We start from the raw sequence: 17,606 nt of genomic DNA, 5'->3' as shown, positions 1-17,606 counted from the left end.
TTTTATACATCGCCTCAATGAGGAGGCTTGCGCTTGGGCAAAGAGTTCAGCACAGTTCCCTTTGTAAACAGGGTGCCCCTATGCACAGCGTTCCCCTGCATTTTCTGACGCAACTTAGGTTAACGAACAGCGCACCTCATGGACGATAACTCTCCGCCCTCCACCGCTCCCACCAAGCCGCGCTCCCCCAGAAAGCGCCTGCTCCTGACGGGCAGCGCCGTGGTCGCCGTCTGTATTCTGGGTTTTGCCTTCCTGCGCCCGCACACGGGTCACAAAATGCACCACGGCGCGGCTGATTCCAGCCAGAGCCAGCCCGTAGCGGTGCAGACAGTCCATGCTGGCAGCATGCCCGTGGAACTGACCGAACTGGGCACGGTTGTCCCCATTACCAACGTAACCGTGCAAACCCGTGTGGAAGGCTACCTGATGCAGGTGCTGTTTACCGAAGGCCAGCATGTACATAAGGGTGACCTGCTCGCCCTTATCGACCCCCGCCCCTATCAGGTGCAACTGGAACAGTATGAAGGCCAGCTTGAGCAGGACAAGGCACAGCTTGAGCAGGCCCGGGTGGATAACGGGCGCTACCAGCGCCTGATCAAACAGGACAGTATTGACGCCAAAACCGCACGCGACCAGCAGTTCACGGTCCAGAAGCTTGAGGGCACGGTCAAAGCCGATCAGGCACTGGTGGATAACCAGAAGCTGCAACTGATCTACTGCCACATTATCGCGCCAGTAGATGGGCGCATTGGTATCCGTGCAGTGGATCAGGGCAACTACGTGGCGGCTGGCCAGTCCGGCGGGCTGGCGGTGCTGACACAGATGCAGCCCATATCGGTCATTTTCACGTTGCCGCAGGACCAGCTACCCGAGGTGTTTGCCCAGTTGCGGGCACACAAATCCCTCCCTGTTTCAGCATGGAACAGTTCCAACACGCAAAAAATGGCCGATGGCACGGTAAGCACACTGGACAGCCAGATTGATACGGCAACCGGCACCGTGCGTCTGCGCGCCATTTTTGCCAATGAAGACGAACACCTGTTTCCCAACCAGTTTGTCAACGCGCACCTGCTGGTCAAAACGCTGGACCACGTTCTGCTCCTGCCTACAACCGCCGTGCAGACAGGCCCTTCCGGCCTGTTCGTGTATGTTGTCAAGGATGATGACACAGTCAGCGTCCAGCCCGTTACCACCGGCATTTCCAACGGCACGCTCAGCGTTGTCACCTCCGGGCTGAAGGAAGGCGAAAGGGTGGTTACAGACGGCACAGACCATCTGCGCGCCGGGATCAAGGTTACCATTCCCACCACGGCTTCCACTCCTGCACCGGACCATGCCACGCCGTGAATCCATCTGCCATTTTCATACGCAGGCCCGTTGCAACTACGCTGCTGATGCTGGCCATTTTTATGGCCGGGTTGCTGGGCTACCATTTTTTGCCCATTTCCGCCCTGCCGCAGGTTGATTACCCCACCATAACGGTGGAAACCTTCTACCCCGGTGCCGGGCCAGATGTTATGGCAACCTCGGTTACTGCGCCGCTGGAAACGCAGCTTGGCCAGATGCCCGGTCTGGACCAGATGACATCGCGCTCATCAGGTGGGGCTTCGGTCATTACCCTGCGGTTTGACCTGTCCATGTCCATGGATGTGGCGGAACAGGAAGTACAGGCCGCCATTAACCAGGCCAACTCCCTGCTGCCAACCGACCTGCCTGCCCCTCCGGTTTATGCCAAAGTCAACCCGGCTGACACGCCTGTGCTGACACTGGGCATTACCTCGGCCACCATTCCGCTCCCGGAGGTGGAAGATTACGTGGACACCCGTCTGGCACAAAAAATCAGCCAGATTTCGGGCGTGGGGCTGGTCACGCTTTCAGGCGGGAACCGCAAGGCCTACCGTGTGCGGGTCAACGTGCCCAAGCTGACTTCTTACGGCATTGATCTGGACACATTGCGTACCACCATTGGCAATGTAAACGTCAACTCCCCCACAGGTACGTTTGATGGTGCACAACGCTCGGCTACATTGCGGGTAGACGGGCAGATCACCAGCCCGGAAATGCTGCTCAATCAGGTAATTGCCTACCAGAGCAGCGGGCCGGTCCGCATCCGTGACGTAGCCACGGTTGTGATCGGGCCGGAAAACACACAGCTTGCCGCGTGGTCCAACCAGACCCCGGCCCTGATCATGAATGTGCAGCGCCAGCCGGGTGCGAACGTGATTGCCGTGGTAGACAACGTCAAGGCCACCCTGCCCGCCCTGCGCCAGACCCTGCCACCGGGTATTGATATTGTTCCCCTGACGGACCGTACCACAACCATCCGCTCATCCGTGGCAGATGTGCAGTTTGAGCTTTTTCTGGCACTTGTGCTGGTTGTGGCGGTTATTTTTATCTTTTTGCGCAATATTCCCGCCACCATTATTCCCAGCCTGTCCGTGCCACTTTCCATTATCGGCACGCTGGCCGTTATGTACCTGCTCGGCTTCTCGCTCGATAACCTCTCTCTCATGGCCCTGACCATCGCCACCGGTTTTGTGGTGGATGATGCCATTGTGATGATCGAGAACATCTCGCGCTACGTGGAAGCGGGCGAGGACCGCATGAGCGCCTCACTCAAAGGGGCGGGGGAAATCGGTTTTACCATTATCTCCCTGACCATATCACTCATTGCCGTGCTTATTCCGTTGCTGTTCATGAGCGATGTGGTGGGCCGCCTGTTCCACGAATTCGCACTGACACTGGCCACGACCATCATCCTGTCCGCCGTGGTGTCACTCACACTTGTCCCCATGATGTGCGCACGCATTCTTTCCGAACGTCCGCATGATGCGGGTACGGCGGCCACGCCGTTCCTGCGCTGGTCCGCCCGGATGGAAACCGCAACCGAGCACCTGATTGCAGCCTATGACCGCATGCTTGATGTGGTGCTGGAATGGCGCAAGCTCACACTGGGCGTGGCCGTGGGGACACTGGTGCTGACCGGTCTTCTGGGCTGGTACATTCCCAAAGGATTTTTTCCCGTACAGGATACAGGGGTTATTCAGGGCATTTCCGTTGCGGCGCAGTCCATCTCCTTCGAGAGTATGAAGGTGCATCAGCAGGAACTGGCCAGAGTTATTCTTAAAGACCCGGATGTGGCTTCCCTCTCCTCCTTTGTGGGGGTGGACGGGCAGAATGCAACGCTTAATCAGGGCCGCTTCCTGATCAACCTGAAAGAGCATGACAGCCGCTCCTTCTCCGCAACCGAAATAGCCGCGCGGCTGGAGCAGGAAACAGCACAGGTTACAGGGATAAAGCTCTACCTCCAGCCCGTTCAGGACCTCTCTCTCGATACAACCGTATCGGCAACACAGTACCAGTTCCTGCTTGAAAACCCCGATTACAACGCTTTCAAGACATGGATACCCAAGCTGATCGAACGGTTACGTCAGGAACCATCGCTTGCGGACGTAACCTCCGACCTGCAGGCCGAAGGGCTGGTGGCGCGCGTCACACTCGACCGCCCCACAGGGGCGCGTTACTCAATTACCCCCCAGACCGTTGATAACGTGCTGTATGACAGCTTTGGCCAGCGCCAGATTTCCACCATCTATACGCAGTCCAACCAGTACCGCGTTATTCTGGAAGCCGAACCGCGCTTTCAGAAAGAGATGTCTTCTCTCAACCAGCTTTACCTGCCCGGTATCAGCGGCAATACGGGGGAGAGCACATCCGGTCCCACACGCGCCCCCACCTCCGGGCTGGTGCCCCTCCCAGCGGTGACCAAGGTCACGCAGGAAACAGCCCCCCTGCTGTTAACCCATTTCGGGCAGTTCCCGGCCACGACCATCTCGTTCAATCTCGCCCCCGGTTATGCGCTGGGGGATGCCACGGCCGCTATCCGGCGGGTAGAGGCGGACATCCACCTCCCCGCTGCGTTCCAGACCTCTTTTCAGGGAACTGCGGCGGCGTTTGAAGGCTCGCTCAGCAACGAACTGTTCCTGGTCGCAGCTGCAATTATTGCCGTCTATATCGTACTGGGCATTCTGTACGAGAGCTTTATCCACCCCGTAACCATTCTTTCCACCCTGCCCTCGGCTGCCATTGGCGCGTTGCTGACCCTGATCGTAGCGGGAGTTAACCTCGACATCATGGGCATTATCGGCATTGTGCTGCTGATTGGCATAGTGAAGAAAAACGCCATCATGATGATCGACTTCGCACTGGAAGCGGAGCGTGAACATGGAATGGACAGCCTGCGCTCCATTCGTACAGCAGCCACACTGCGTTTTCGCCCCATTCTCATGACCACACTGGCGGCCATGCTGGGGGCTGTGCCCATGGTGCTCTCGCACGGCACGGGGTCTGAACTGCGCTACCCGCTGGGGCTGGCCATTATTGGCGGGCTTGCCCTCTCCCAGTTGCTGACCCTGTTCACCACACCGGTCATCTACCTTACGCTGGACACATGGGCGCATAAATGGCGCGGTCTGCGCCCCCCCCGCCCTGCATCTCCCCCTGGGGGGCAACCGGTGTCGTGAATATCAGCCGGATTTTTATTGACCGGCCTGTTGCCACCATCCTGCTAAGCGTAGCCCTGTTTCTTGGAGGGCTACTGGGGTATCGCAGCCTGCCTGTTGCCGACCTGCCCAATGTGGATTTTCCGGTCATTCAGGTGCTGGCCCGGCAGTCTGGCGGCTCCCCCGAAGAAATTGCCAGTTCCGTGGCTGCCCCCCTGGAGCGGCATCTGGGACAGATTGCCGATGTTACGGAAATGACATCTCAATCCACCGAAGGCAGCACACGCATTACGCTCCAGTTCGCCCTCTCGCGCGATATTAACGGGGCGGCGCGGGATGTGGAAGCCGCCCTTCAGGCCGCCCATGCGGACATGCCCTCCTCCTTGCGGCAGAACCCCAGTTACCGCAAGGCCAACCCTAACGGCGCGCCTATCCTTATCCTTACCCTGACCTCGGACACCCACACCCGCCCCCAGCTTTATGATTACGCAACCAACGTACTCGTGCAGCACCTGTCCGCCATACAGGGAGTAGGTCAGGTGGAAATCAGCGGAAGTGCGCTGCCCGCCATCCGGGCGGAAATAAACCCCCTGCCCCTGTTCAAATACGGTATCGGGTTTGAGGACGTGCGCGCAGCCCTTGCTTCCGCCAATGCCCATACCCCCAAAGGGATTATTGACCAGAACGGCCTTCGCTATACGCTGGACACGAATGATCAGGTCCGCACCGCGCAGGATTACCGGGATCTGATTATTGCATGGCGCAACAACCGCCCCGTGCGGCTGGCCGATGTGGCGCAGGTACAGAACAGTGTGGAAGACCTGCGTAACGCCGGGTATTATAACGGTCAGGCATCGGTTATTGCGGTTGTGTTCCCTCAGGCCGGGGCCAATGTGATTCACACCGTGGACCAGATCAATACAGAAATGCCCCTGCTTAAATCCGCCCTGCCCGGCGGTGTGGCGCTGCATGTGGGGCTTGATCGCTCACTGACCATCCGTGCAGCGCTGGTGGACACACAGTTGACCCTGCTGATCTCGGTCATGCTTGTGGTGCTTGTCGTGCTGATCTTCCTACATTCGCTCCGCATGACGCTTATTCCCGCCGTGGTTGTGCCCACCTCCATAGTGGCGACCTTTGGCGCTATGCGCCTGCTTGGTTTTTCGCTCGATAACATGTCGCTCATGGCGCTTACGGTTTCCACCGGCTTTGTGGTGGATGACGCCATTGTGGTCATGGAAAACATAGCCCGCTACATAGAGCAGGGTCTCTCCCCGCGTGATGCCGCCATAAAGGGCAGCGCGGAGGTGGCGTTTACGGTTATTTCCATCACCATTTCCCTGATCGCTGTCTTTTTGCCCATTCTGCTCATGGGGGGGCTGGCGGGTCGCCTGTTCCATGAATTCGCCATGACTGTTTCCATCACCATCCTGATCTCGATGGTGCTGTCCCTGACCCTGACCCCCATGATGGCGGCCTATCTGCTGGTACCCCACACAACAGGTACAGCCCCTGCGGGTTCTGGTAGCCTGATGCGCCACGCCATTGCCGTCGTAAGCACTTTTCTGGACCACATGCAGGCTGGCTATACCCGCTCGCTCGACTTTGCCCTGCATTACCACAAGACCTTACTGCTCAGCCTGCCCTTTACGCTGGCCCTTACAGCAGCCCTGTTCATGCTGATGCCTAAAGGTTTTTTTCCGGTGGAAGACACGGGCATGCTCATGGGACATCTGCAGGGGGACCAGTCGATCTCCTTCGGGGCGCTGGCCAAAAAGCTGACCGAAGTGCAAAAAGTGCTGATGCACGACCGTGACGTGGAAAGTGTGTCCTCCTTTATCGGTGGTCGTGGCTCCTCCAACGAAGCCGGGGTGTTTTTACAGCTCAAGGATAAAGCTGCACGGAACGATACCCCAACCGACCTGATCGCCCGTGTTAACCGCAAATTGCGCAATCTGGTCGGGGCCAGTTTTTTTCTGATGCAGCCGGGCGCCATTCGCTCTGGCGCGCGGCAGAGCAATGCGGCGTACCAGTACACGCTGGAGGGTGAGAACTCATCCGAACTCTACACATGGACATCCCGCCTGCTGGCGGAGCTACGCCGCCATCCGGAACTGACAACCCTCTCCTCCGACGTGCAGATGGGGGGCTCGGCCATAAGCACCCGGATCGACCGGGATACATCCGCCCGTGTCAACATCACCCCCCAGCTCCTGTCCAACACGCTATACGATGCGTTTGGCCAACGCGCGGCCTCGGTCATCTATAACAGGCTCAACCAGTACCGCGTGATCATGGAGGCCGACCCCAAAAGCTGGTCCAGTCCGCAAAGCCTGATGCAGGTCTGGATAAGCATGGCCGGGGGATCGGCTGGGGGGGGGACTCGCTCCAACACCGTTCGGGTGCGCAACACGTCCAGCACCGGCTCCGCCAGCGCGCAGGCCAGCCAGAGTTCGCTCTCCTTTAAAAACCAGATTGCCAATGCGCTGGCCGGAGGAGCCGGTGCGTCCAATGGTTCGGCAGTCAGCACGTCTTCCGAAGCCATGGTCCCGCTCACACTGGTTACCCATCTGGTGCCCAGCCGTACCCCGCTTTCAGTCAACCATCAGGAACTGGCGGTTGCGGCTACTCTTTCGTTTAATCTGGCCAAAGGGGTTTCTCTGGGTACGGCCACGCAGATCATCAATACAGCACAGGTCGCACTGCATATGCCTAACACCATCCATGGCAGGTTTGCAGGCAATGCCGCACAGTTCCAGAAAGCGGTCAGTGACGAACCCCTGCTTATTCTGGCAGCCCTTGTGGCCGTCTATATTACGCTGGGCATCCTGTACGAAAGCTACATACATCCGCTGACCATTCTTTCCACCCTACCCTCGGCTGGCGTGGGGGCTCTGCTGGCCCTGCAACTGGCCGGGGAGGAGTTCTCTCTCATTGCCATGATCGGAGTGATCCTGCTGATTGGCATAGTGAAAAAAAATGCCATCATGCTGGTGGATTTTGCCATTATGGCCGAACGCGACCAGAGTATGTCCGCCCATGACGCCATACGCACCGCCTGCCTGCTCCGCTTCCGCCCGATCATGATGACATCAGTCGCAGCAGCCCTTGGGGCTGCCCCGCTTATGGTCGCCAATGGATATGGGGCCGAACTGCGGCATCCGCTGGGCATTGCCATTGTTGGCGGGCTGATCGTAAGTCAGGCACTTACCCTTTACACAACTCCGGTCGTTTATCTGATGTTCGATGCCTGGCAGGCCCGTGCCGGGTCCATTATCCGCTCGCTATCGTTTTCCCGCAGCTTCAGGCAGGACCGCTGAATGCCTTTTTACCGTCCCTTCCTCTCCCTTCGCCTGTCCCTGCTGCTGGCACCTGCCATTCTGGCGGGGTGCATGGTCGGGCCGGATTATAAACGGCCTACGCCCATTATCTCACCCACCTTCAAGGAACTGCGTCCGGCACCGGGCTGGCAGTATGCCACCCCACAACTGGCCAGCCTGCCTAAAGGCTCGTGGTGGACAATCTATAACGACCCGCAGTTAAATGCCCTGGAAGCACAGGTGGACATCAACAACCAGAATATCATTCAGTACGAAGCCCGCTACCGTAACGCCCGTGCCACCATCAACTCCATCCGGGCGCAGCTTTACCCAACGCTCAATGGAGCCATTTCCTTCAACCGGCAGAGTTCTGGCCGTGGTTCCCGCTCCAGCGGCACCATTATCAATTATGGTTCCGATGGCACACGCAACACGACCTCCCCCCCTTCCAACTCGACCGAAAACACCTATGCCACGGGGCCAAGTGTTTCCTGGGATCTGGATTTGTGGGGCAAGATCCGGCGACAGATTCAGGCACAGGTCACAGAGGCGCAGGCCACAGCCGCAGACCTTGCCAATGCCCGCCTGTCTTATCAGGCGCAGTTGGCCACGGCTTATTTCAACCTGCGGTATCAGGACAGCCTGTATGACCTGCTGGCAAAAAACGTGGCATTTTATGAGCGCTCCTACCAGATTACCAAAAACCAGTATGACGCGGGTACGGCAGACCCGACCGCCCTGCTTCAGGCCAGGACGCAACTGGAACAGACCCGCGCACAGGCCACGGCAACCGGCATAGCCCGAGCGCAGTATGAACACGCAATTGCGGTCCTCATGGGCAAGGCACCTGCGGACCTCTCCATCCCCCGTGGAGCATTACCACGCGCCATTCCGGCCATTCCGGTCATGATTCCGGCCAACCTGCTCCAGCGCCGCCCCGACATTGCCGCAGCCGAACGCCGGATGGAGGAATACAATGCCCAGATCGGCGCGGCCATGGCCGCATTCTACCCCGATGTCAAACTGACAGCGACATACTCCTATAGCGGGGATCCGGTCGGCTCTCTTGTGCAGGTTGCAAACCGCATCTGGACCCTTGGCGCCTCGGCTACGGAAACACTGTTTGCCGGGGGGGCAAGGACCGCCGCCGTCCATGAGGCCGACAGCAATTACAATGCTTATGTCGCCACCTACCGGCAAACCGTACTGACAGCCCTGCAAGGGGTGGAAGACCAGCTTTCCAACCTGCGTATTCTGGCAGATCAGGCGGAGCAGCAGCATGTTGCGCTGGGTGCGGCCAACAGGGCCGTTACGGTCGCACTCAACCAGTATATGGCAGGCACCCAGATTTATACGACCGTGATTACCGCCGAGGTTACAGCCCTGTCCAACGCGCAGACCGCACTGCAAATCCAGCAAAGCCGCATGCTGGACTCTGTCAGTCTGGTGGAAGCACTTGGTGGGGGATGGAATGCTTCCGAGCTACCCAGCAAAAACTCCATGCAGACAGACAACCCGCTTCTGCCTTCCTTTATTCAGAAAGACAAAAACTAACCCCGAGCAACATTCAGGCAATCCAGATCATGGCTAACCACGAGATGAATAAATCCTGTGAAATGGATGGTGCTGCGATCGTCCTGCTGATAGGCGCGGGCAATACTCGGGCGAACAGCCTATGCCCGTTGTCGCCATCAGTAGTCAGCGCGCTAAATGCCTGCTCTCATTAAGCTGCACTCAACAATAAAAAACCTCCGGAGCGCTGGCCCCGGAGGTTTTTTTATGCCGTTTTTTGAGCTGGTCAGACTCCGTTACTTCATAACCGCGCGACCAGCCAGCAGGGCCACAACCAGAAACACAACAAATAGCATAATGGCGATAAAGAACAGGATTTTAGCCATACCGGCCGAGGCAGAGGCAATCCCGCCAAAACCAAACAGCCCTGCAACAAGTGAAACAACCAGAAAAAACAGTGCCAGTTTCAGCATAACGCGCTCCCTTGCTTTTCAATCCTGACCAGAGTCAAAACGCTCTTGCCCACTTATTTCCTGCGTCGCAGAAAAATTCCAATAATCAGACCGACAACACCCACTGTGGCAACAGTAAGCAATGGCTGGTCAATAACAGCATCCCGCAACGCCTCGACTGCGGTAATGCGCTTGCCCGGATGAAGGGCATCATGACTGGAAACCTTGCCAAAAAAACCATCGGCACCGTCCTGAAGATTGCCAATACCATCCTCAAGACCGAAATCTGCCTTGCTCTCATCACTCATAAGAGGATGTCCTCCATACTACATTAAGGGGTAACGCGCTTTGCGCCCCTAAAGATGCCTCTGTGAACGATTTTTTTGCTTAAGGCTAGATTTCCGCCGAACGCCAGTAGGCTTCTCCACCCGGATCAGCCTCGCCTGCAATCATGGCGCGCAGACGTGCGGCATAAGTCCTAAAGGCCGGTGAGTCGGGATGACGGTGCGGTAAATCCAGTACAATCTCGCCCGTAATGCCCGCAGGAGGGCCGCCAGCCAGTACCACAACACGTGTGGCAAGGCGCAGAGCCTCTTCAATATCATGCGTCACAAACAGGACTGTTTTATGTGTCTGCTGCCATATCCGCTGCAATTCTTCCTGCAGACTGGAGCGGGTAATAGGGTCCAGCGCGCCAAACGGTTCGTCCATCAGCAGCAGATCTGGGTCCACTGTCAGGGCACGTGCGACCCCCACACGCTGCCGCTGCCCACCCGACAGACGGCGGGGAAGCCGGTCCTGCGCATCCTCCAGTCCAACCAGACGCAGAGCCTCCTGCGCATGGGCTATTTTTTCGCTCCTGTTCAGGTGCAGACCTTCCAGCCCGAACATGACATTCCGCAGCACCGAGCGCCAGGGCAGAAGCCGGGCATCCTGGAACACCATGGCCCGGCTACGCCGTGTGGCCTGCCCCCCTGCCTGCGCAGCACAAGCAGAACCACCCACCCGCCCTTCCGTCGGATGCATAAGCCCCATCAGAACCCTGAGCAGTGTGGATTTACCCACACCAGATGGCCCCAAAAGTGCGACAAACTCCCCACGCGCCAGAGTCAGGCTTACATGCCGCAACACAAAATGAACGCCCCCATCGTGTGAGAGGCCAACATCATGCAAGGAGGCAACCACATCCGCCCCGCTCATGGCTGCCACCTGAGAACCCATTTACGCACAAACCCAAAAAGAAAATCGGTAATGGCATACAGCATGGCCATGGTCAGCATATAAACCACCACAACATCGGTCGCCAGAAGGCTGGAGGCCTGCATCATGCGCGCCCCAATGCCCGGTACGCCAAACAGTTCTGCCGCCACAACGGACATCCACCCCTGCCCCAGCCCCGTACGCAACCCGGCCATAATACCCGGTGCTGAAGCCGGGAGTACAATCTTGAACAACCGCCCCACAAAACTGCCATGCCCGAAGGCAGAGGCCAGTTCATACAGTTCGGGGTCCACGCCCTGAACTGCGCTATGCGCTGCGTAAAAATTGATCCAGAAAACCGATATGGCAATAACAAAGGTGGCCCCGGCCGTGCTCAGCCCAAACCAGAGAATGGCAAACGGCACCCAGGCCAGCCCTGGCACAGGCCGCAACAGACGGACAACCCCTTCCAGCAGACCGTCCAACAGTCCCAGCATACCGCACAGAATACCAAGTCCAGCGCCCAGAACGGACCCGATGAGCAGGCCCAGAAGGTAATGGTTCAGACTATCCAGAATGGCTTGCTGCCAGAACCCTCCCCGCACCTCATCCAGCCATGCCGGACCAAGGGAGGAAGGTGCTGGCACCATACCAGATGGCAACAGTCCGGTCTGGACTGCCGCCTCCCACATGCCAAAGAACAGAACAAGCCCTGCCAGCCCAAGCCCCAGGCGAACGGGGCCAGAGAATGTCATACTCACGGCTTGGCCTGCCGCCACAGCCCCGTATCAAACAGGTTTTCAACAGGCTCTGCCTTACGCAGCAGACCTTCGGCAACTTCAAATTCCTGCAACTGCCTGACACTTTCGACAATACGCGCCGGATCACTGACAAAACGGGAAGCAGAATGTTCCAACGCAGTTTTCATGACACTCTCATTGAGCATACCACCGCCAAGTGCTTTTTGCACAAACGGTACGGCATCATCAGGGTGCTGGGCCAGCAAAGCTGTCGCCCGCACGAACAGGCTGGTCAATGGACCCGCCCATGCCTTGTGCTCTGGCGCATCCGGCTTGACAATGGCCAGAACGGAGCCCGGCTGATCCGGCATCATACTATGGCCCGAAGCCAGAATACGGGCATCCGGCAGACGGGTTTTAACAACCGTCAAAGCAGGCTCCCTTAGGACCGCACCATCCACCGCACCTGCCAGAAACGCCTGCTGAGCCGCATCAATATCTACCCCGACAATGGAGGCCACAGTATTGACCTGCGCAAAACCAAGCTGCTGTTGCAGCCAGTAGCGCAGTAGAGTATCCGGCACAGAACCGGCGGGCTGGGCCGCCAGACGCGGCAGGCGCTTCTGCTCCTGTTTAAACCGCGCAAAAATGTCTTTAACCGCATCTGGTGTCAGTTCGGTCTCACCATCCGGTTTAGCACCTGCTACCAATGCACCGCGCGCAATAACCGACAGTTCCTCAATAGACGCTGTCGCTACCACCTTCACATCCACGCCATGCGCACGTGCCTGCAACAACGGCAGTACCCCCGCCACGTAGCCGTCAATCCGCCCGGATACAAGCGCCTGAATAGCCTGTGGTCCAGACGTAAAGCGCACAAGCTGCACATCCAGCCCCGCCTGTTTGGCCCAGCCCTCTCCGTCGATCACAAACAGCGCGGAAGAACCCAGAACGGGAATATAGCCGATACGAATGCTGTCCGCTGCCTGCGCCGGACTGAATGCCCAGCCCAATGCCACGGTGACAAACGTCAGCATTTTTAGCAACGCACGTGTCATGACGTTATCTCTCTCACTGTATTATTTTATCAATAATAATAGTGGATATATTCCTGATATTGTCAATAACTCACGAGCGATTATGGAATATTTTTATTCCACGTGTCCAACCCTAACATTGTAGCCCGTACAAAAGGCAAAAAAAAAGCTGGCTCCATTGAGCCAGCTTCCTTCATTGCGCTTGCGAGCAAAAGATTAAGCAGCAAGATCCTGCCTATCTTCCGCTTCCGGGCGCGGACCACTGTCCTGGCCTTTGGCGCTCACATCACGGTCGATCAGTTCGATCACGGCCATCTGGGCAGCATCGCCGTAGCGCACGCCAGCGCGCAGAACGCGCGTGTAACCACCGTTGCGAGCCTTGTAGCGTTCTGCCACGGCTGCAAACAGCTTTTTAACAATCACTTCGTCACGCAGCACAGCAAATGCCTGCCGACGCGCGTGTAAATCGCCGCGCTTGCCAAGAGTGATCAGCTTTTCAACAAACGGACGCAGTTCCTTCGCTTTGGGAAGCGTAGTGGTGATCTGCTCGTGCTTGATCAAAGCCACAGCCATGTTGCGGAACATGGCTGCACGGTGAGAAGAGGTAACGCCGAGCTTTCGGCCGGCAATCCGGTGACGCATGGTTCAGTTCCTAGTATCGGGAAAAGTCAGATCAAAACGGCTCATCAAGCCGCTTTGCCAGCTCTTCAATATTTTCCGGCGGCCAGGCCGGGACATTCATACCCAAGGACAGCCCCATCGAGGTCAGGACTTCCTTAATTTCATTCAGGGATTTACGGCCAAAGTTCGGTGTGCGCAGCATTTCCTGCTCACTCTTCTGAACCAGATCCCCGATGTAGATGATATTGTCGTTCTTCAGGCAATTTGCACTGCGAACAGACAACTCAAGCTCATCCACCTTGCGCAGCAGATTACGGTTGAACGGCAGATCATCCTCAGGCTCTTCAGCCTGCACAGGACGCGGCTCATCAAAGTTGATGAACAGCTGCAGCTGATCCTGCAGAATGCGCGCAGCCAGAGCCACGGCATCTTCAGGCGTTACTGCACCATTTGTTTCGACCGTAAGCAACAGCTTGTCATAGTCTGTAACCTGACCAACGCGGGTCGGCTCCACCTTGTAGGACACGCGCTTGACGGGCGAATAGATTGCATCAACCGGGATCAGGCCGATCGGGGCATCTTCCGGACGGTTAGCCGCCGCAGGAACATAGCCCTTGCCAGTATTAACAATAAATTCCATGCCCAGCTTGACGCCATCATCAAGCGTGCAGATGACCAGATCAGGGTTCATGATTTCAATGTCATGACCCGTCTGGATCTGGCTTGCGCGCACTTCACCGGGGCCAGTGGCCGTCAGCACCATACGCTTCGGCCCTTCACCGTGCATGCGCAACGCCAGCTGCTTGATGTTCAGGACGATGTCAGTCACATCTTCCCGCACACCGGCAACAGACGAAAACTCGTGCAGAACGCCGTCAATCTGAACCGCCGTGACCGCAGCACCTTGAAGAGAAGACAGCAGAACCCGACGCAGCGCGTTACCAAGCGTCATACCAAAACCGCGTTCCAGCGGCTCAGCCACTACGGTTGCGATACGAGCGGGCTCCACTCCGGATTCAACTTCAAGCTTTTCGGGCTTGATCAGAGATTGCCAGTTTTTCTGAAGGACCAATGGACCGGCCTTTCAATACGAAAAACCACTGCTTACGCAGCGATTTCTCTGAAGTGGACACAACAAATGGAAAGGCGGCTTGTCATCAGGCAGCCTTTCCGCTCGTAAGCTCAGACGCGGCGACGCTTGCGCGGGCGGCAGCCATTGTGCGGGACTGGTGTCATATCACGAATGGACGTGATCGTGAAACCAACAGCCTGCAGGGCACGCAGTGCGCTTTCGCGCCCCGACCCGGGACCGGAAACTTCGATTTCCAGCGTTTCCATGCCGTGTTCACGGGCCTTGCGGCCTGCATCTTCAGCCGCAACCTGCGCCGCATAAGGCGTAGACTTCCGCGAGCCCTTAAAGCCCTGTGCACCAGCAGACGACCAGGAAATAGCATTCCCCTGAGCATCAGAAATGGTGATCATGGTGTTGTTGAACGTGGAGAGCACATGCGCCACGCCCGAAATAATGTTCTTACGCTCTTTTTTACGAACACGCGGTGTTGCGGCTTTCGCCATGTCTTTTCTACCTCAGTCCCTGTCCAGCCTGCGTGTGCAGGCTGGCCGCCTTAGCGGCTTGGATTAACGCGTTGCTTTCTTCTTACCGGCAATGGCCACTGCCTTACCCTTACGGGTACGGGCATTGGTGTGCGTCCGCTGGCCGCGCACCGGCAGGCCACGACGATGACGCAGGCCGCGGTAGCAACCAAGATCCATCAGGCGCTTAATGTTCATCGCAATTTCACGACGCAGGTCGCCTTCAACGCGATAGCTACCATCAATCAGCTCACGGAGCTTCATGATTTCATCGTCGCTGAGTTCGTTAACCCGCTTTGCTTCTGGAATCTCCAAGGACTTGCAGATTTCTGCCGCCTTAGATGCGCCAATTCCATAAATATACTGAAGCCCGATCACAACCCGCTTGTTTGTCGGGACATTCACGCCGGCAATACGTGCCACGCCTTATACTCCTGTTCGCCCGCTTTTACAGCGAACGGCTCATAGCCCTGTTTTGACTGGGCGGATTTCACTTGGTGGCCGCGAAATATACCGACCACCGTTACAAGTCAACGAAAACTGATCACTTCTTCGTGATCAAGCTACCATCCTTAAGCGCTGCTTCAATTTCTGCTGTCACTTCAGCAGTCGAAAGCATGCCGTTTACCTTACGCAAACGCCCCGTTTTTTCATAAAACGGCAGAATCGGCGCGGTCAGATTGCGGTATTCTTTCAAACGTTCGACAACCGTCTCACGCTTGTCATCTGCCCGACGCTTGAACTCATGACTCCCGCAGATGTCGCATTCCCCTTCCTTTACAGGCGGGTTGGACGCTTCGTTATATGTCTGCCCGCATTGCGCACAGGTAAAACGCCCAGAGATACGATCTGCGAGAATTTCTTCATTCACATCCAGAAAAAGCACAACATCAATGCTCTTCCCATCTGCGGCGAGCATCCCATCCAGCTCTTCGGCCTGCCCCAAAGTACGCGGGAAGCCATCCAGAATAAAACCATTCTGACAATCCGGCTGGGCAATCCGGTCTTTGAGCATGGCAATAATCAAGGCATCAGGCACAAGCTTGCCTGCGACCATCAGTGCCTTTGCCTGATTACCAACCTCGGAGCCACGTGCCACTTCTGCACGCAGCATATCCCCAGTGGAAATCTGAATCAGTCCGTGCCGTTCTTCCAGAAGCTTGGACTGCGTCCCTTTTCCGGCCCCAGGCGGACCCAGAAAAATAATATTCATCGTCTGATGATCCTCTGTTTTCTGCCACCGCGAGACTTGCGCATAAGCCCCTGATACTGATGTGCCACCAGATGTGACTGCACCTGCGTAACCGTATCAATCGTAACTGACACAATAATAATCAGGCTGGTCCCGCCAAAGTAGAACGGCACATTATAACGACTGATCAGAATCTGCGGCAACAGACAGACCGCGACCATATATGCCGCGCCAATGGTCGTCAGACGCGTCAGGATCTTGTCAAAGTACGATGCTGTGGATGCACCAGGTCGCACGCCAGGGATGAACCCACCCTGCTTACGCAGGTTATCCGCAGTCTCTGACGGGTTAAAGGTCACCGCAGCATAGAAGTACGAGAAAAAGACAATCATCAGTGCGTAAAAGAGCAGATACAGAGGCTGTCCCTGCCCCAGTTCTTCACCAAGAAAAGACAGCCATCCCGGCAGTGACTTGCCGTTCATGAAACCTGCCAGCGTGACAGGAATCAGCAGAACCGAAGAGGCAAAAATCGGTGGAATAACCCCAGCCGTATTTACCTTGAGCGGCATATGCGTGGTGTCTCCACCAAACATCCGCTGCCCCATCTGTCGTTTGGGGTACTGGATAACAACCCGCCGCTGTGCCTGCTCCATGAACACGATGAACATGATGGTCAGACCAGCCAGCACAAGGAACAGAAGCACAAAAAAGGACGACAGAGCGCCCGTGTACCCCAACTGGAAAAGGCTCACCAAAGCATGAGGCAGATTGGCCACGATACCGGCAAAAATAATGAGCGATATTCCATTACCAACACCGCGTGACGTAATTTGCTCACCAAGCCACATCAGGAACATTGTTCCGCCCACCAGCGCCGTTACGCAGGTGATCAGAAAAAGCGGACCCGGACTAACAACAGCCGCGCCGCTCTGGACATTCTCGAGTCCGATCGCGATCCCGTAAGCTTGGAAAACTGCAATCATCACCGTCAGATAACGCGTGTACTGGTTAAGCTTTTTGCGCCCCTGCTCACCCTCTTTCTTGAGAGCTTCAAGAGAGGGTACCGCCGTAGACATCAACTGCACGATAATGGACGCAGAGATATAGGGCATGATGTTCAACGCGAAGACGGTCATACGCCCAAGAGCGCCCCCCGAAAACATGTTGAACATGCCAAGAATGCCGCCCTGATGCTGCGCCAGAAGCTGCCCCATAACCGTAGCATCTACGCCGGGCACAGGAATATACGTTCCCAACCGGTAAACAATCAGCGCACCTAGCGTAAACCAGATCCGCTTCTTGAGTTCCGTCGCCTTGGCAAAGGAGCCTACGTTAAAATTGGCAGCCAGTTGTTCGGCCGCGGAAGCCATGCATCCGTCCTTTCACACAAACAGCGCCGCCACACAAAGTGGAGACGCTGGCATGATTGCCTGAAAA

At 56.8% G+C, this 17,606-nt stretch carries 15 protein-coding genes; 4 read left to right on the top strand and 11 right to left on the bottom strand.

What is annotated here, in order from left to right; translation table 11 throughout:
• Window positions 1-138: 138 nt before the first annotated feature.
• Genes PY793_RS01605 through PY793_RS01590 form a run of 4 tightly spaced genes read left to right on the top strand, consistent with a single transcriptional unit; the run spans window position 139 to window position 9,376 of the window.
• The gene (locus PY793_RS01605) at window positions 139-1,347 is read left to right on the top strand and encodes an efflux RND transporter periplasmic adaptor subunit (protein WP_275176366.1); all 1,209 of its coding nucleotides are present in this window, start codon (window positions 139-141) and stop codon (window positions 1,345-1,347) included.
• Complete coding sequence (locus tag PY793_RS01600) at window positions 1,344-4,523, top strand: efflux RND transporter permease subunit (RefSeq protein WP_275176365.1); 3,180 nt, start codon at window positions 1,344-1,346, stop codon at window positions 4,521-4,523. Before PY793_RS01605 ends, PY793_RS01600 begins: the two co-directional genes overlap by 4 nt.
• Window positions 4,520-7,822, top strand: coding sequence for an efflux RND transporter permease subunit (locus PY793_RS01595; protein WP_275176678.1), 3,303 nt, complete (start codon window positions 4,520-4,522; stop codon window positions 7,820-7,822). Before PY793_RS01600 ends, PY793_RS01595 begins: the two co-directional genes overlap by 4 nt.
• On the top strand, window positions 7,823-9,376 hold the full coding sequence (locus PY793_RS01590) for an efflux transporter outer membrane subunit (RefSeq protein WP_275176364.1): 1,554 nt from the start codon (window positions 7,823-7,825) through the stop codon (window positions 9,374-9,376). It abuts the gene before it with no gap.
• A gap of 254 nt (window positions 9,377-9,630) precedes the next feature.
• Here PY793_RS01590 and PY793_RS01585 read toward each other — a convergent pair whose 3' ends face one another.
• The 11 genes from PY793_RS01585 to secY form a co-directional block, all read right to left on the bottom strand.
• Complete coding sequence (locus PY793_RS01585) at window positions 9,631-9,807, bottom strand: DUF1328 domain-containing protein (protein ID WP_086647142.1); 177 nt, start codon at window positions 9,805-9,807, stop codon at window positions 9,631-9,633.
• 53 nt (window positions 9,808-9,860) lie between these two features.
• Window positions 9,861-10,094 (bottom strand): hypothetical protein, encoded by a 234-nt coding sequence (locus PY793_RS01580; protein ID WP_275176363.1) that lies wholly within the window; start codon window positions 10,092-10,094, stop codon window positions 9,861-9,863.
• A gap of 85 nt (window positions 10,095-10,179) precedes the next feature.
• Entirely contained in the window at window positions 10,180-10,986 is an 807-nt protein-coding gene (locus tag PY793_RS01575) for an ABC transporter ATP-binding protein (protein ID WP_275176362.1), read from the bottom strand.
• Window positions 10,983-11,741 carry an ABC transporter permease gene (locus PY793_RS01570; RefSeq protein ID WP_275176677.1) on the bottom strand — a complete coding sequence of 253 codons (759 nt, stop codon included), beginning with the start codon at window positions 11,739-11,741 and terminating at the stop codon, window positions 10,983-10,985. The genes PY793_RS01575 and PY793_RS01570 overlap by 4 nt, the downstream gene beginning before the upstream one ends.
• 2 nt (window positions 11,742-11,743) lie before the next feature.
• Complete coding sequence (locus tag PY793_RS01565) at window positions 11,744-12,784, bottom strand: ABC transporter substrate-binding protein (RefSeq protein ID WP_275176361.1); 1,041 nt, start codon at window positions 12,782-12,784, stop codon at window positions 11,744-11,746.
• Between the two features lie 195 nt (window positions 12,785-12,979).
• On the bottom strand, window positions 12,980-13,405 hold the full coding sequence (gene rplQ / locus PY793_RS01560) for a 50S ribosomal protein L17 (RefSeq protein ID WP_275176360.1): 426 nt from the start codon (window positions 13,403-13,405) through the stop codon (window positions 12,980-12,982).
• Window positions 13,406-13,436: 31 nt separating this feature from the next.
• A complete protein-coding gene (locus PY793_RS01555; RefSeq protein WP_025826924.1) occupies window positions 13,437-14,456 on the bottom strand; it encodes a DNA-directed RNA polymerase subunit alpha in 1,020 nt (339 codons plus the stop codon).
• Between the two features lie 110 nt (window positions 14,457-14,566).
• The gene (gene rpsK, locus PY793_RS01550) at window positions 14,567-14,959 is read right to left on the bottom strand and encodes a 30S ribosomal protein S11 (protein ID WP_025826926.1); all 393 of its coding nucleotides are present in this window, start codon (window positions 14,957-14,959) and stop codon (window positions 14,567-14,569) included.
• Window positions 14,960-15,022: 63 nt separating this feature from the next.
• The gene (gene rpsM / locus PY793_RS01545; RefSeq protein ID WP_166110466.1) at window positions 15,023-15,400 is read right to left on the bottom strand and encodes a 30S ribosomal protein S13; all 378 of its coding nucleotides are present in this window, start codon (window positions 15,398-15,400) and stop codon (window positions 15,023-15,025) included.
• Between the two features lie 121 nt (window positions 15,401-15,521).
• Window positions 15,522-16,190, bottom strand: coding sequence for an adenylate kinase (locus tag PY793_RS01540; protein ID WP_275176359.1), 669 nt, complete (start codon window positions 16,188-16,190; stop codon window positions 15,522-15,524).
• A complete protein-coding gene (gene secY, locus PY793_RS01535; protein ID WP_275176358.1) occupies window positions 16,187-17,539 on the bottom strand; it encodes a preprotein translocase subunit SecY in 1,353 nt (450 codons plus the stop codon). Before secY ends, PY793_RS01540 begins: the two co-directional genes overlap by 4 nt.
• Between the last annotated feature and the right edge of the window lie 67 nt (window positions 17,540-17,606).

This window comes from Acetobacter fabarum (assembly GCF_029069195.1).
Taxonomy (GTDB): Bacteria; Pseudomonadota; Alphaproteobacteria; order Acetobacterales; family Acetobacteraceae; genus Acetobacter; species Acetobacter fabarum_A.
The sequence above is the reverse complement of the archived record's forward strand: the minus strand, read 5'-3'. Positions and strand labels throughout refer to the sequence as shown.